We start from the raw sequence: 15092 nt of genomic DNA on the forward strand, positions 1-15092 counted from the left end.
CAAATGTTAAAGTTCAAATGTCAAAACCAGAAAGGTAAAATAATTCTGTCAAAAATGACAAGAGGTTTCACTCTCATAGAAACTATTGTTGCTATAGCGCTTCTTTCCGCCGCGGTGGCCGGACCGCTGACCATGGCGATAAAAAGCATCAGCAACGCTTCCGTGTCGCAAGACCAACTGACGGCCTTTTATCTGGCGCAGGAGGCTATAGAATACGTGAGAAAGGTGCGGGACGATAACGTATTGAGCGGAAATTCCGGAAGCGATTGGCTGGATGGGTTGGATGAGTGCGTTTTAGTTGACATGCCGCTTTGTAATTCCGGAATCACTACTTTTGATTATACTGGAACGGCTCAAGAGTGTAAAATTCCTCCTGGCGTGACAAGTGTTGAAATTACGGCTTACGGAGCAGCCCCCGGGGGATTAGGGGGTATGGCTAAGGGGACAATTTCCGTTACCTCAAACGATATTTTACATGTATACGTAGGCGGTTCCAGTGGTTACAATGGTGGAGGTAATGGAGGGAGTGGTGTACCAACCCCCGCTCATGGAGGTAATGGTGGTGGTGCTTCTGACGTCAGACTTAATGGAACCAACTTTTCTGATAGAGTACTTGTTGCTGGCGGTGGAGGAGGAGGGGGGGCTTATGGTTCTAAACCAGGTCGTGGAGGGTCTGGTGGCGGAGGTGATGGAGACAATGCTGGTTGCGTGGGTTTTGGAGGAATGGGTGGAACGTTGTTATCGGGTGGAGTAGGAGGTAAAGGTAGTCAAAATGGTACACCTGGTGTACCAGGCAACGGCGGCAACGGCGGCAACGGCGGTAATGGGTGGTATGATGGTGGTGGTGGTGGTGGTGGTGGTGGTGGGTATTACGGCGGCGGTGGTGGCGGGTCAGGGACTTACGACGGCTCTTGTTGGCCATATTCTGGTGGCGGCGGTGGTGGCGGTGGAAGTAGCTATGTTCCGTCTGGAGGCACAACTCAAAGCGGCGTGGAAACGGGAAATGGCCAAGTAATTATCGATGCGGGAGGCAGCGGCGGCGGCGGCGGGAAAAAAACAAACAAGGTTGGTTGTTACATAGACGCGCGCGATGGTAAGGTAGACCAATGTCCGGAAACCGGTTGCCCCGTTTTGAACAAAGTCGGCGACGGTTATGGTTATTCCGGCTCCAACGGCACAATTTATACCAGAACCGTCAAAATTGACGGCACCTTAAACGGCGGCAACGAGGCCAGAGTTAACGTGGAAGTAAAATGGAACGGCCGGTTCGGGCAAAAATCAATGCTTTTGCAGGATAATATTTTTAATTGGAGGTGATTATGAATCAAGAATTACGAATCAAGAATAGTGAATTAAAAACAAACGGAAAATCTTATTTGACAGGGGGTTTTACTCTCATAGAAATAATCGTGGCCGTGGGGGTGTTTGCCATCGTGATGACGGTTTCTCTGGCGGCGTTTTTGAATTTGATTGACATGCAATGGAAGACGGAATCTTTTCGCAAAGTCAACGGCAATCTTAACTACGCCATGGAGGCGATAACCAGGGACATCAGGGCCGGAAACGGCTACTCTTCCTGCGGAGCGGGTTGCTTTTCTTTCACTGATTCCACAGGGGCGGTCGTTATTTATAAGCTGGAAACCGGAAGCGCCGGGGGTTACATATCAAGAACGGTCAATTCCAGTCAGTCAATGATGACAGCCGATGACGTCAACATCACCGGACTTTCTTTTGACGTTTCCGGAACCGGCGCCAACGACAGCGAACAGCCGCTGGTCGTCATTCGCATAAACGGCGAGTCCGGATTAAAAGAAAAACTGAAATCAAAGCTGAACATCCAGGCGACGGTGGCGCAGAGGAAGCTGGATTCGGGAAGTTAACCCTGTCAAATAATTTTAAATTTCTGGAGATATGTTCTATTACACTTACATTTTAAAATCACTGAAAGACAGAAAGATGTATACTGGTTTTACCAGAAATTTAAAATTAAGATTTGAGCAGCACAATCAAGGACTATCACAGTCAACAAAATCAAGAAAACCGTTTAAACTTATATACTATGAAGCGTGTTTAGACAAAAAAGACGCCATGAAACGAGAAAAATATTTTAAAACTCACTTTGGAAAAATGTTTCTCAAAAATCGGCTCAAATCTTATTTGACAGGGGGTTTTACCCTGCTTATGTCTCTTCTCGTTATCAGCATCATTCTTTCCATCGGGCTGGGAGTTTCGGACGTGATAATAAGGGAGACAAAAATTTCCGGTTTGGGCCGCGAGTCGCAGGTGGCATTCTCCGCCGCCGATGCCGGAGTGGAGTGCGCCTTTTTCTGGGAAATAAAACACCCGGGGCTAACCCAAAGCGCTTTTAATTCCGCGAACAGCGTGTCTTGCGCCGGCAATACTGTCAATAATAATTTTTCCACCAATATCAGCAACTTCACTCTTAACCTTGGCAACAGTTCGTGCGTGAGCGTGAAAGTGGACAAGGCCTCATCGCCGACCCAGACGATAATAGAATCAAGAGGCTATAACACCGACTGCGGCGCCGTTTCGCCATTTAAAGTGGAGAGGGCGATAAGATTGACGTTGAATAAAGTTCAGCCACCAGTCACTTTAACTTTTAATTACACTGGCGACTATCAAACATTCGTTGTGCCTACGGGAGTTAACAATATTAAAATTACCGCTTACGGAGCGGAGGGTAGAGGAGCTTTGACAACTTGTTCAGGTAATTCTAAAAGTATTGGCGGCGGTTTTGGTGGAGTGGCACAAGCTGCTTTTACGGTTACGCCCAACGAAAAGCTTTATGTTTATGTTGGCGGGAGCGGAGACAATTCTTCTTTTAATGGCGGTGCTGCAAATGGCACAGGAAACCCTAGTGGGGGTGGGGCATCCGATGTAAGAAGAATTACGGGAAATAATAAAAGCGCCTTAGAGAGCAGGATTATTGTTGCGGGAGGAGGCGGAGGAAGCACAGGGTATTGCGCAGGTAGTGACGATATTGTTATTTTAAGAGCGGGCGGAGCGGGGGGTGGATTATACGGATTAAGCGGAGAAGGGTATGGCGGCGGAGGAGCAAGTCAGATATCTGGAGGCTCCGGAGGGTGCTTCCAAGATGGATTTGGAAAATGTATAGGTAATATTGGATATTCGGGCACTTTTGGTCTGGGGGGAGGAGGTGGAATTATGGGGGGTGGAGGTGGAGGAGGAGGATATTATGGAGGCGGCGGCGGATCGGGGGAAGCTGTTGGTAACTGGAACAGGGGCGGCGGCGGAGGCGGTTCCAGTTACATTGACGGTTCAGCAACAGATCCATCTACTCAAACCGGAGTCAATTCCGGAAACGGCAAGGTGATTATAGAGTACGGGTATTAAATCTCTTTCATTTCTCGTCGAAACCGGACTTCGATGAGCTGCTTATGCAAAAGACACATGATCCAAAAACCCGCATAGAAAAATTGCGCGAACTGATAAATCATCATCGGTATCTTTATCATGTTCTGGATCGGCAGGAAATTTCGGAGGCGGCGCTGGATTCGCTCAAGCATGAACTGGCGGAATTGGAAAAACAATGTCCGCAATACATTACGCCCGATTCGCCGACGCAAAGAGTGGGCGGCCAGCCGCTGGATAAATTCACCAAGATAACCCACAAAGTCCGGCAGTGGTCTTTTGACGATATTTTTACCGAGCAGGAGGCGGTGGATTTTGACGAGCGTATAAAAAGAATGTTGGCCAAGGAACTTGGACATCCGATGTCCAAGTGGACACTGGATGTCCAAGTTCCCCTTCCTCTTGAATACGTTTGCGAACTGAAAATTGACGGATTTAAAATTATTCTGACTTACGAAAAAGGGATTCTGAAAACCGCCGCCACCAGAGGCGACGGAGTGATCGGAGAAGACGTCACTCAAAACATCAAGACGGTGGAAAGTGTGCCTTTAAAGCTGGAAAAAGAAGTTGATGTGGTGGTGGAAGGAGAAATCTGGATGAGCAAGAAGGAGTTTGAAAGGCTGAATAAAGAGCAGGAAAAAGCCGGTTTGCCGCTCTTCGCCAATCCACGCAACGCTGCCGCCGGCTCCATCCGCCAATTGGACCCGAAAATCGCCGCTTCCAGAAAACTGGACAGCTTCGTCTATGATTTGGCCTGGGCGGATTTTCCGCTGCCGGAAACGCAGGCGGAAGAATTGGAAACTTTGAAAAATCTCGGCTTTAAAGTCAACAAAAATCACCGCCTATGCCGGAATATCGGCGAAGTTATTGAGTACTGGAAAGAATGGCAGAAGAAAAAAGACAAAGAAGATTACTGGATAGACGGCGTGGTACTCAAGCTCAACAATCGCGAGTGGCAGGAAAAGCTGGGTTATACAGGCAAGGCGCCGCGCTTCGCCATCGCCTTCAAATTTCCAGCCGAGCAGGTGACGACGGTGGTGGAAGATATTGTGGTGCAAGTGGGTCGCACCGGCGCGCTGACTCCGGTGGCGCATCTCAGGCCGGTTTCCGTGGCGGGAACTACTGTCAGCCGGGCGACTCTGCACAACGTGGAAGAAATAAAACGGCTGGGGTTGAAGATAGGCGATACGGTCATCATCCAGAAGGCGGGCGACGTGATACCGGAAGTGGTGAAGGTTTTGGCGGAACTGCGGACGGGCAAAGAGAAAAATTTCAAAATGCCGGGAAACTGCCCGATGTGCGACAGCAAATTGGAACAGGAAGAAGGCAGCCCTATTATCAAATGTGTCAACAAAAATTGCCCCTCGCGACACCGCCGGGGACTGTATTATTTTGTTTCCAGAAAGGCTTTTAACATTGAAAGGCTTGGGCCGAAAATAATAGACACGCTCTTGGACAACAACCTAATTTCCGACGCCGGCGATTTGTTTGACCTCAAAGAAGGAGACTTGTCGCCGCTGGAAAGATTCGGGGAAAAGTCGGCTAAAAATATAATAGATTCAATAAACAGCCGGCGGGAAATAACTTTGGAAAGATTTTTGACGGCCATCGGCATAACTCACGTAGGCGAAGAAACAGCTATTCTTTTGGCAAATAAATTTCCGGCCGATGAAAAAAGGTTTATAAAAATTTATGGAAATTTGTCGCTGGAATATCTGCAGAAAATAGAGGGTGTCGGGCCGAAAGTGGCGCAAAGCGTTTATGACTGGTTTAAAGACAAGCATAATGTAAAATTTTTGGAAAAAATTTTGAGCAAGATAAAAATTATTGTTCCGGGAAAGGAAGCGCCTGTATCGGGGAAAGTCGCCGGCAATACTTTTGTTTTAACCGGTTCGCTGGAATCAATGGAGAGAGAAGAAGCGAAGGAAAAAATAAGAGCGTTGGGTGGGCGCGTCGCCGAAACGGTTTCCAAAAAAACCAATTATGTGGTGGCCGGACGCGAACCAGGCTCAAAATACGAAAAGGCTAAAGAATTGGGAGTCAAAATTTTGAACGAGCGGGAATTCTTAGTCCTATTGAGCTAATTCCGGCTGGAAAAATTGATTTATTTTGATATTTTTCATTTCCGCCGATTTGATTTCTCCGTCCTCCGACAGTTTTACTTCCAGCGCCGCGCCGCGCATGGTGTCTTCGGAAAAATTCTGGTCAAAGATGAAGTTGCCCAGACTGTAGGCGATAAATCCTCCGTTGTATTCTTCCGTTCCCTGAACGACATGTGGATGGTGGCCGACCACTATTTTAGCGCCGTTGTCTATGGCGGCGCGGGCCAGGTTTTTTTGTCTTTGGTTCGGATTTTTTTGGTACTCATCGCCAAAATGGAATGATGTTATCAGGACGTCAACGCTTCGCGACGCTTCTTTTATTTTTTCTTTAAAGCCATTGTCAACGATTAAGATTCCGGAACTGTCTTCATTGGCGGCCAGCCAGTCCGGGCCGACGTCGCTGAAGCCGAGGAAACCAATTTTTAATCCGTTTATTTCAATAACTTTCGGCGAAGATGCTTCTTCTTCGTTAATTCCACCCCCGACGGGCGGAATGTTTTGAGCCGTCAGTCTGGAGACGGTGTCTTCAAAAGCCTCTCGTCCCCAGTCGCCGGTATGGTTGTTGGCCAAAGACAGGGCGTCAAAACCGGCGGCTTTCAGCGCGCTGGCTGTTTCCGGCTTGAACCGGAACGAATAGAGGTTGCGGCGGTCGCTGCCCTTATCCGAAATCGGCCCCTCTAGATTGCCGAAAGTTATATCCGCCGCTTTTATAAATTCAGCGTTTTCAAAAAGGAAAGAAAATTCACCCCCGTTCTTTTCTACTGATTTTTCAACTCCCCGCCCTAACATTATGTCGCCTACGAAAAGCAAAACGGTTTCTTCGAGCTTTGGAGGCGGTTCTGGCAAAAAATCGGCGTTATCTTCAGAGTCTTCCGCGGCCGGAACAGCGACGGCCGCGGCGTTGGCCTGATAGTTGTAAATGGCTGCTTCGGAAAAGGGAAATATTTTTTGGAGTTTTGGGCCGATAAGCTCTCCGGCAGACCTCGCCGCTTCCAAGGAAAAGGAAATAAGCATGACGGCGGGGAAGACGCTGATGAGAGACAAGAAAACTATGTACGCCTTTTTCTTCATAAGCAAACGTCATTTTAATTTTAACATTTTGTGCTACAATTGAAACATGACTCTTAAAGAAAAAATAAAAGCCGATTTTAAAGAGGCTTTTAAGGCCAAAGAAGAAGTGAAATTATCGGTTTTGAAGATGGTCAACGCCGCCATCGGCAACGCTGAGATAGAAAAAAGGGCGAAGATAATAAAATCCGGCGGGGAAGCGACGGAGGCGGCGGTTTCCTTAAACGACGAGGAAGTTCTGCGGGTTGTTTCCAGGGAAATAAAAAAAAGGAAAGATTCCATAGAAATTTACGAAAAAGCCGGCCGAGCGGAGCTGGCTGAAAGGGAAAAGGCGGAAGCCTCTGTTCTTTCTGCTTATATGCCGGAACAACTCGGCGAAAGTGAAGTAAGGGAGTTGGCTAAAAAATCTGTTGAACAATCCGGCGCCAAGGGAGAAAAAGAAATCGGCAAAGTTATGGCGATACTGATGCCGCAAGTCAAAGGCAAGGCCGACGGAGCGACGGTGACCAGGATAGTAAAGGAACTACTTTCTTAAGTTCTTAATGATTCAAGTTTAGACATCGGATGTCCAATGGACATCCGATGTCTTTTGCGGCTGGGCAAGTCCACTTGGAAGTAACTTGGAAGTTTCGCTTCCAAGTTACTTCCAAGTTAAATTTGAATACCTAATTAATTACTAAAGATAAGTTGATTTCAGATGGCGAATAAGGCAGAATTAAACCATTATGGTTGATGTGGAAAAACTGGCTCTGTTGGCCAGAATCCAACTTGACTCTTCGGAGAAAAGCGAACTTCAAAAAGATTTTGAGGCGATTTTGGGTTATATTTCCGAGCTGCGAAAAGCAACGACCTCCGGAGAAGAAGCTCTTGCCGCCAAAGCGGCTGGCTTGAAAAATATTTTAAGAGAAGATGTTGAAGCGGCAAAAAAAGATTTTTCCGCCGAAGAACTTGTTGACGCGGCCCCGCGAAAAGAAGGCGGGTATATTAAAGTTAAGCATGTGTTTGAATAAAAATTCAAAATTCAAAAAGCAAAAGTCAAAACTGCAAGTCAAAAATCAAAATTGAAAAAATCTCTCTATGTTCAGCAATCTTACAATTTCAAAAGTTCGCAGTATGTTGTTAAAGGGAGATTTTTCCTGCAAAGAACTTGTTTCTTATTACATTAAAAACATCAAAGAAAAAAACCCGGGCATCAACGCTTATCTGGAAGTTTTTGACGACGCCATGGAGGAAGCGGAAAAAATTGACGAAGAAATAAAATCCGGCCGGGCGAAAAACAAGCCGTTGGCGGGAGTGCCCATAGCTGTCAAAGACAATATTCTGATAAGGGGTAAAAAATGCACGGCCGGTTCCAAAATGCTGGAAAATTATCGGGCGGCTTACGACGCCACGGCTATAAAAAAAATCCGCGAGGCCGGCGCGATATTTATAGGAAGGACCAATATGGACGAGTTTGCCATGGGCGCCTCAACGGAAAATTCCGCTTACGGCGTTACTAAAAATCCTCATGATTTGTCTCGGGTTGCCGGCGGTTCTTCCGGCGGTTCGGCGGCGGCCGTGGCCATGGATGGCTGTTTGGCGGCGCTTGGCTCGGACACCGGCGGTTCCATCCGCCAGCCGGCCGGATTTTGCGGCATTGTCGGGCTTAACCCCACTTACGGCGCGGTTTCCCGCTCCGGTCTTATCGCCATGGCTTCTTCTTTTGACCAGATCGGGCCGATGGCGAAGACGGCTGAAGACGCGGAAATTATTTTCAATATTATAAAAGGCCGGGACCAAATGGACTCAACTTCTGCCTCATCGACGTCGGACGTCGATGAGGACGTCGATGAGGAGAGATGGCCGGAGAAACCGAGGATAGGGGTGTTAAAATATGACAAAAAGAACGCGGACGAGGAAGTAAACGCCGCTTTGGAAAAGACGGCGGCGGCGCTGGAAAAGTCCGGTTGCCGGGTTGAAGAAATTGAATTGCCTAACATCGGCTATTCCGTGCCGTGTTATTACGTTTTGGTGCCGGCCGAAGTTTCTTCCAATCTGGCGCGCTTTGACGGGGTTAAGTATGGGCTGCTTAAAGAAGGAGAAAATCTAATTGGCGATTACATGGAGACGAGGGCGGCCGGATTCGGTCGGGAAGTGAAGAGAAGAATAATGCTCGGGACTTACGTTTTGTCCGCCGGATATTACGACGCTTACTACGCCAAAGCCCAGAAAACAAGAGAACTGATAAAAAAAGATTTTAAAGGCGCTTTCCGAAAAGTTGATCTTATCTTGTCGCCGACTTCGCCGTCCCCCGCCTTTAAGATAGGGGAAAAAGCGAGCGATCCTTTGAAGATGTACCTGGAGGATATTTTTACCGCTCCGGCCAAAATCGCCGGATTGCCGGCCATAGCTGTTCCCGCGGGCGTTATTTCGGCCGGTTTGCCGATAGGTTTGCAGTACACGGCGCCTTGGTTTAAGGAAAACCGGCTTTTTAAAATAGCGAAAAAACATGAGGGATATTTTTGATTACTTTCCGTTTTTTAAATTAAGAGATCCGCGTTTTCTTAATCTGGAGTATCTTTACAACCAGATTTTAGAGCTGCTGAAAAAATTATGGGCGTTTTTGCTGTATCTGCTTAAGCTGTTGGCGCTTCTTTTTGTAAAATTCTTTTTTTTCGCTATCACAATAATAATTCTAGCGCTGATAGCGCTAGTTATTTACAAACTTTACATACTTAAGAGGAGAAAGAAAATTGCCGGCTTGGCGCGCTTTGCCGAAGAAGACAAGTTCTTTAAAGACCGTTCCGAAAAATGGTCAAATATCAAGAAAAAAGCCGAGTCAGATGAAATTGAAGACCGGAAAGCGGCCATCGTGGAAGCGGACAATATTTTGGATGGAATTTTAAGAAGCATCGGCTACCGCGGCGACGGTTTGGCCGACAAACTCAAAAGTATTGAGCCGAGCGACTTCGTCAGTTTACAGGATGTCTGGGACGCCTATAAGGTCCGTTCCAAAATCGCGCGCGAAGGCGAGAAGTTTGAGCTGACCAAAGAAGAAGCCAAGGCCGCTCTGGGAAAATACGAGAAAGGATTGAAAGAGCTGGGATATGTGTAAACTTTTGCGGACCCGACCGGATTTGAACCGGCGATCTTCCCCGTGACAGGGGGACGTGTTGACCGGGCTACACCACGGGTCCATTAAATTTTTATCAGCCTTAGGCTGGTGCCGGCGGGAGGGATCGAACCTCCGACCTTGGGCTTATGAGTCCCACGCTCTAACCAACTGAGCTACGCCGGCTCCTTGTTGCGGGGGCCGGAATTGCACCGGCGCCTCAAGGTTATGAGCCTTGTGAGGTACTACTCCTCCACCCCGCGATCAAATAAATATTATATAATATTGCAAAATAAAGCAAATAAAACTAATATAATAAAGCAAAATAATGCCGTTGTAGCTCAGATGGTAGAGCAACTCCATGGTAAGGAGTAGGTCGCCGGTTCAATTCCGGCCAACGGCTTTGTTTGCCACCCTAGCTCAATTGGTAGAGCAATGGTATCGTAAACCATAGGTTGCCGGTTCAAGTCCGGCGGGTGGCTTATGGAACAATTTTTGAATCTATTTTTGATTGTTCTGGGTGTCGGCGGCTTTGCGCTGGCTTTTTACATCCACAAAAGCAAGAAGAAAGCGAAGCCTATGGTTTGCCCGCTGGACGGGCATTGCGACGAAGTAGTACACAGCGAATATTCGGAGTTTTTTGGCATTTCTTTGGAAAAGTTTGGCATGGCTTATTACGCGGCGGTGGCTCTGGCTTACGGAGCTTATTCTTACTTTTCTTCTCTGCCGCCTTACGCTTCTTTCGTCTTGTTTTTTCTGACGGCGGGCGCCTTCCTTTTTTCGTTGTATCTGACCTTTATCCAGGCCTTCAATCTTAGGAAGTGGTGCACCTGGTGCCTTATTTCCGCGGGAATATGTTCCTTTATCTTCGTGGCTTCGTTGTTTGCCGTCAAGTCAGGTTTTACCACTTTGCCGCTGGAAATTTTTGCGGCGGTGGGAAATTTACTGGCGGCCGCGATGGCGGTCGGTTCTTCCGCGGTTTCTTTGGTTATCTTGATAAAATTTGCCGGAGATATGGATATAAGCGCGGCGGAAGCGGAAACAATTCACCTGCTTTCCCAGGTGTTTTGGTTTTCTATGGCGTCGGTTGTTTTAAGCGGTTTCGGTTTGTTTTTGTCCGATGGCGGCATTCCGACTTATCCGGCTATTTTTTGGCTGAAATTTTTACTAGCCTTATTCCTTATAGGCTTGGCGGCTGCCTTCAACCTTGTCGCGCTGCCCAAGGCAATTAAAGAAACCGCGATTATCGGAGGGCAGGGTAAGGGTAATTTATCCAAAGAAGAAGCGCTTGGTCTTTTGGCCATGAGCATGACGACCATCGCCGCTTCTTTCGCCTTTTTTATTCTCTCGGCATTTCCCGGATTCTTTGTTTTTTTGGGTTTCGCCAATTTGTCCATTATTTTAATTGTCGTCTTGGCGGTTTTTGCTTCCGCCGGCAGGCGATTGGGGGAAACCATCTCTTTGGGCGTGTAAAAGTATAATTCTTGGCTAACAAAAGACATCCGATGTCCAATTGGACATCGGATGTCTTAATTAAAGGGATGACAATTTCAAAATTTTATTTTTGAACTGGGATTTTTGAGTTATCCACAGTGGCTGACTGAAAGCGTCAGGGGTAAAATTACAAGTACTTAATAATTAAACAAAAGCTCCGAAAATAAAATTTTGGAAAATCCTTTAGCCCCAGCCCTGCCTGCCGGCAGGCAGGCTCGCAGACTCGGCTGGCCGCCCCCGACCCCGCCCGCCACGCAAGCCAGCTTGCTGGCGTTGCGGGCAGGCAGGATTTTCAAAATTTATTTTCTTCGCTTTTATGCTTGGCAACAATGATTTCAAAAATAATCAAAAGAAACGGAGAGATAGTTGACTTCAAACCGGAGAAAATAAGCAACGCTATCACTAAGGCGGTGCAAGCCGTCGGCGGTCATGATTTGGAGACCCCGAAGAAGCTTACGGAGATTGTGGTAAAGCAGATAGAAAAAGTATTCGGCGGCAGCGGCAGACTCCCGGACGTGGAGAGCGTGCAGGATGTTGTTGAAAAGGTGCTTATAGAAGAAGGCCACGCCAAAACCGCCAAAGCCTACATTCTTTACCGCGAAAAAAGAAACGAAAGACGCTACGACAAAAGCGTCACGGTCAGCGTGGAAAAAACTATTTCCGAATATCTCAACCGCGAGGACTGGAGAGTTAACGCCAACGCCAACCAGGGTTATTCTTTGGGCGGAATGATACTCAACACTTCCGGCAAAGTTACAGCCAACTACTGGCTTTCCCATGTTTATCCCGAGGACGTGGCCAATGCCCACAGAAACGCCGATTATCATATTCACGACCTGGATATGTTCTCCGGTTATTGCGCCGGCTGGTCGCTGCGGGCGCTTCTGGAAGAAGGGCTCAACGGCGTGCCTTCCAAAACGGAATCGGCCCCGCCCAAGCATTTGTCCAGCGCCATCAATCAGATGGTTAACTTTTTCGGCACGCTTCAGAACGAGTGGGCCGGCGCGCAGGCGTTTTCTTCTTTTGACACTTATCTTTCCCCGTTCGTGAAAAAGTTTGAGATGGAACTGGAAGACGAAATAAACAATTCCGGCGTTTACAATTTTCCGTCGGAAGAGGCGAAGCAGAAATTCATTGACGAAAAGACCTACAAATTTGTCAAACAAAACATCCAATCCTTCGTCTTCAACCTCAATATCCCGTCCAGATGGGGGACGCAGACTCCTTTTACCAACATTACTTTAGACCTCGTTTGCCCGGAAGACCTGAAAAAGCAGAGTCTGAAGATGGGCGGCAAATACTTCCCTTACGCGTTCGGCCAGCTCCAGAAAGAAATGGACATGATAAACAAGGCTTACGTGGAAGTGATGACCGCTGGAGACGCCAAGGGCAGAGTCTTCACTTTTCCCATCCCGACTTACAACATCACTAAAGACTTTGATTGGGACAATCCCAATCATGAGCCCATTTTTGAGATGACGGCCAAATATGGTATGCCTTACTTCCAAAACTTCATCAATTCCGATATGAAGCCCAATCAGATTCGTTCCATGTGCTGCCGCCTTCAGTTGGACTTGCGGGAGCTTCTCAAACGGGGTAACGGGCTTTTCGGCAGCGCCGAAATGACCGGCAGCATTGGAGTGGTGACCATCAATTCCGCCAGAATAGGCTACACCGGCAAAGGCGACAAGCAAAAATTTTTGGAGCGGCTGGAACATCTGATGTATCTGGCCAAGACCTCGTTGGAAATAAAAAGAAAAGAAGTGGCCAAGTGGCTGGAGCGCGGATTGTTCCCTTACTCCAAGAGATATTTGCCGGGGTTGAACAATCATTTTTCCACCATCGGCATTAACGGGCTAAACGAAGCGATATTAAATTTTACCGGCGGCAAGGAAAACATAACCACCGAATGGGGCTCAAAATTCGCCGAGGAAACGCTGATTTTCATGAGAGAAAAATTGAAGGCTTATCAGGAGGAAACGGGCAATCTTTATAACCTGGAGGCTTCTCCGGCGGAGGGCGCCACCCATCGCTTCGCCAAGGAGGACCAGCGGATTTTCCCCGGCATAATCCAGGCCGGAACGCCGGAAGCTCCTTACTACACCAACTCCTCCCAGATACCGGTGGAGTACACGGACGACGCCTTTGAGGCGCTGGAGCTGCAGGACAAACTGCAGACCAAGTATACCGGAGGCACAGTTCTGCACTTATATATGAATGAGAGGATGTGCGACGCCTCAAGTTGCCGGAAGCTGGTTAAAACAGTATTGAGCAAATACCGGCTGCCATATATCACCATCACCCCGACGTTTTCCATCTGTCCCAAGCATGGATACTTGAAAGGCGAGCATCACTTCTGCCCGGCGTGCGACCAGGAGATAGGTTACGCCGGAAGCAACATTGATGAAAACGAAATTAAAAAACACAGGTCGAAAAAATTATCAGCCGATTCGCTGGGCGATTTGGCGCGCGGTAGCGCGCCGGCGGTTCTGGAGGAAGAGAAGGCCTAGCGGATTTACCCCCACATATGTTTTGGCATGGCAAAAAGCGAGCCGAAGATTTTGCAAAGGTGAACAATGCCAAAACAGGTGTGGGGGTTTAAAACAATGACAAACAACGAAATCCAGCAGAAAAGAACAAGGTGCGAAGTTTGGACGAGAGTGATGGGCTACCACAGGCCAGTCTCCCACTTCAACCTTGGCAAGAAATCGGAACACTATTCCCGCACGCACTTCAAGGAAGGAAAGACGATGAATTCTTCTTTCTGCAAGAAATACAGCTAATTTTTTAAATATTATTAAAAAATTAGAAATTCCAAAATCCAGGCGCCAAATTCCAAATAATATCTAAATTCAAAATATCAATTTCTAAACATTTGTTAATTTTGGGTTAAGGTCATTGAAATTTGTTTGGAATTTGGGTTTTGGGATTTGGAATTTTTTATTCTTATGTTAATCGCTGGTGTTGAAAAACTGACCACGCTTGATTACCCGGGCCGCCTGGCGGCCATTGTTTTTACCGCCGGATGCAACTTCCGCTGCGGTTATTGCCATAATCCGCAAATGGTGGATCCGGAAAGGATGAAAGAAACCGTAAAAGACCTCATACCGGAAGAGGTGTTTTTCAATTTTCTTACCAAAAGAAAGGGAATGCTGGACGGCGTGTGTATTACTGGAGGCGAACCGACTTTGCAGCCGGATTTGCTTGAGTTCGTTCTGAAGATAAAAAGTCTCGGTTTTAAAGTAAAAATAGACACCAATGGGACGATGCCCGGCGTTCTGGAGTCGCTTCTGGAAAATAAAGCCGTTGATTATTTCGCCATGGACATAAAAACCAGTCTAAAACGCTACGAGGAAGTCGCCCGATTTAAGTTAGTGAAGGAAGAAATAAACAGGTCAAAAGAAATTATCCAGAATTGCGGCCTGGAATACGAGTTCAGGACCACTGTTTTAAAAGAAATCCACCCTTTTGAAGTTTTTGACGAAATAGGGGAATGGATAAAAGGCGCGGAAAAATATTATTTACAAAATTTTCGTTCTAAATCGGTGCTGGAAAAATATTTTGAAAATTACAACGGATTTTCTGAAAATGAATTGGCTGAAGTCCGATCAGTAATGGAAAAATACGTAAAATTTTGCGGGATAAGGACGTAATAATTTAAAAGGAATATCTTTATCCACAGGGGCAACCAGACGCGGCGGGGTTTTTTTTTGTTACAATTTAATTGTTTTCAAACGAATGGCAATGGAGCGGACGAGAAACAAAAGCGGAAAAAATCAGCAAAAGCAATCCAAATTCATAAATTCAGGTTTTCTGATGACTGTTTTTCTTTTTTCTTTTTTGTCTTTCTTTTTTAACCTCCGTTCCGCCTCCGCCGACCTCGCCGCCGGCCTGGTTTCTTACTGGAAGCTGGACGAGACGTCAGGAACGACCGCTTTCGATTC

General features: G+C 47.1%; 15 protein-coding genes and 5 tRNA genes. 15 read left to right on the forward strand and 5 right to left on the reverse strand.

The genetic code is table 11. The annotated features are described in order from the left end of the window. Positions 1–3 precede the first annotated feature (3 nt). The 4 genes from HUT38_01525 to ligA are packed head-to-tail and all read left to right on the forward strand — an operon-like array spanning position 4 to position 5477. Entirely contained in the window at positions 4–1317 is a 1314-nt protein-coding gene (locus HUT38_01525) for a type II secretion system protein (protein NUQ57154.1), read from the forward strand. Between the two features lie 2 nt (positions 1318–1319). Beyond that, the gene (locus tag HUT38_01530; GenBank protein ID NUQ57155.1) at positions 1320–1880 is read left to right on the forward strand and encodes a type II secretion system protein; all 561 of its coding nucleotides are present in this window, start codon (positions 1320–1322) and stop codon (positions 1878–1880) included. Positions 1881–1911: 31 nt separating this feature from the next. Beyond that, a complete protein-coding gene (locus HUT38_01535) occupies positions 1912–3375 on the forward strand; it encodes a GIY-YIG nuclease family protein (GenBank protein ID NUQ57156.1) in 1464 nt (487 codons plus the stop codon). A 44-nt stretch (positions 3376–3419) separates the two neighbouring features. Then, complete coding sequence (gene ligA, locus HUT38_01540; GenBank protein NUQ57157.1) at positions 3420–5477, forward strand: NAD-dependent DNA ligase LigA; 2058 nt, start codon at positions 3420–3422, stop codon at positions 5475–5477. Here ligA and HUT38_01545 read toward each other — a convergent pair. Next, positions 5466–6566, reverse strand: a complete 1101-nt coding sequence (locus HUT38_01545) for a CapA family protein (protein NUQ57158.1) — start codon at positions 6564–6566, stop codon at positions 5466–5468. The genes ligA and HUT38_01545 overlap by 12 nt on opposite strands. Before the next feature lie 46 nt (positions 6567–6612). Between HUT38_01545 and HUT38_01550 the strand changes: the two genes are divergently transcribed. The 4 genes from HUT38_01550 to HUT38_01565 all read left to right on the forward strand — a co-directional run bounded on the left by HUT38_01550 (position 6613) and on the right by HUT38_01565 (position 9657). After that, positions 6613–7098, forward strand: a complete 486-nt coding sequence (locus HUT38_01550; GenBank protein NUQ57159.1) for a GatB/YqeY domain-containing protein — start codon at positions 6613–6615, stop codon at positions 7096–7098. A 190-nt stretch (positions 7099–7288) separates the two neighbouring features. Next, positions 7289–7573: an Asp-tRNA(Asn)/Glu-tRNA(Gln) amidotransferase subunit GatC gene (gatC, locus tag HUT38_01555; GenBank protein NUQ57160.1), complete on the forward strand. Its 285-nt coding sequence runs from the start codon at positions 7289–7291 to the stop codon at positions 7571–7573. 67 nt (positions 7574–7640) lie between these two features. Next, positions 7641–9068, forward strand: coding sequence for an Asp-tRNA(Asn)/Glu-tRNA(Gln) amidotransferase subunit GatA (gene gatA / locus HUT38_01560; protein NUQ57161.1), 1428 nt, complete (start codon positions 7641–7643; stop codon positions 9066–9068). After that, positions 9052–9657: a hypothetical protein gene (locus HUT38_01565; protein NUQ57162.1), complete on the forward strand. Its 606-nt coding sequence runs from the start codon at positions 9052–9054 to the stop codon at positions 9655–9657. The genes gatA and HUT38_01565 overlap by 17 nt, the downstream gene beginning before the upstream one ends. A 7-nt stretch (positions 9658–9664) precedes the next feature. Here the strand turns inward: HUT38_01565 and HUT38_01570 are convergent. The 3 genes from HUT38_01570 to HUT38_01580 all read right to left on the reverse strand — a co-directional run bounded on the left by HUT38_01570 (position 9665) and on the right by HUT38_01580 (position 9917). Further along, positions 9665–9739, reverse strand: a tRNA-Asp gene (locus HUT38_01570). 24 nt (positions 9740–9763) lie between these two features. Further along, positions 9764–9840 (reverse strand) — tRNA-Met (locus HUT38_01575). Between the two features lie 6 nt (positions 9841–9846). Further along, a tRNA-Met gene (locus HUT38_01580) sits at positions 9847–9917 on the reverse strand. 67 nt (positions 9918–9984) lie between these two features. Here HUT38_01580 and HUT38_01585 point away from each other — a divergent pair. From HUT38_01585 to HUT38_01595, 3 genes are all read left to right on the forward strand, one after another. Beyond that, positions 9985–10057, forward strand: a tRNA-Thr gene (locus HUT38_01585). Positions 10058–10063: 6 nt separating this feature from the next. Further along, positions 10064–10136 (forward strand) — tRNA-Thr (locus HUT38_01590). 1 nt (position 10137) lies between these two features. After that, positions 10138–11127 (forward strand): hypothetical protein, encoded by a 990-nt coding sequence (locus HUT38_01595; protein NUQ57163.1) that lies wholly within the window; start codon positions 10138–10140, stop codon positions 11125–11127. Between the two features lie 158 nt (positions 11128–11285). On the opposite strand, the gene HUT38_01600 is transcribed toward HUT38_01595, so the two are convergent. After that, positions 11286–11444: a hypothetical protein gene (locus HUT38_01600; GenBank protein NUQ57164.1), complete on the reverse strand. Its 159-nt coding sequence runs from the start codon at positions 11442–11444 to the stop codon at positions 11286–11288. A gap of 33 nt (positions 11445–11477) precedes the next feature. On the opposite strand from HUT38_01600, the gene HUT38_01605 reads away from it, so the two are divergent. The 4 genes from HUT38_01605 to HUT38_01620 form a co-directional block, all read left to right on the forward strand. Beyond that, positions 11478–13658: a ribonucleoside triphosphate reductase gene (locus HUT38_01605; protein ID NUQ57165.1), complete on the forward strand. Its 2181-nt coding sequence runs from the start codon at positions 11478–11480 to the stop codon at positions 13656–13658. Positions 13659–13754: 96 nt separating this feature from the next. After that, positions 13755–13931, forward strand: coding sequence for a hypothetical protein (locus HUT38_01610; protein NUQ57166.1), 177 nt, complete (start codon positions 13755–13757; stop codon positions 13929–13931). A gap of 165 nt (positions 13932–14096) precedes the next feature. Continuing rightward, positions 14097–14801: an anaerobic ribonucleoside-triphosphate reductase activating protein gene (locus HUT38_01615; protein NUQ57167.1), complete on the forward strand. Its 705-nt coding sequence runs from the start codon at positions 14097–14099 to the stop codon at positions 14799–14801. A 91-nt stretch (positions 14802–14892) separates the two neighbouring features. Then, the coding region (locus tag HUT38_01620) for a hypothetical protein (protein NUQ57168.1) at positions 14893–15092 on the forward strand (200 nt) is incomplete at its 3' end.

The organism is Candidatus Paceibacter sp. (assembly GCA_013360865.1).
In the GTDB taxonomy this organism is placed as follows: domain Bacteria; phylum Patescibacteriota; class Minisyncoccia; order UBA9983; family UBA9983; genus SURF-57.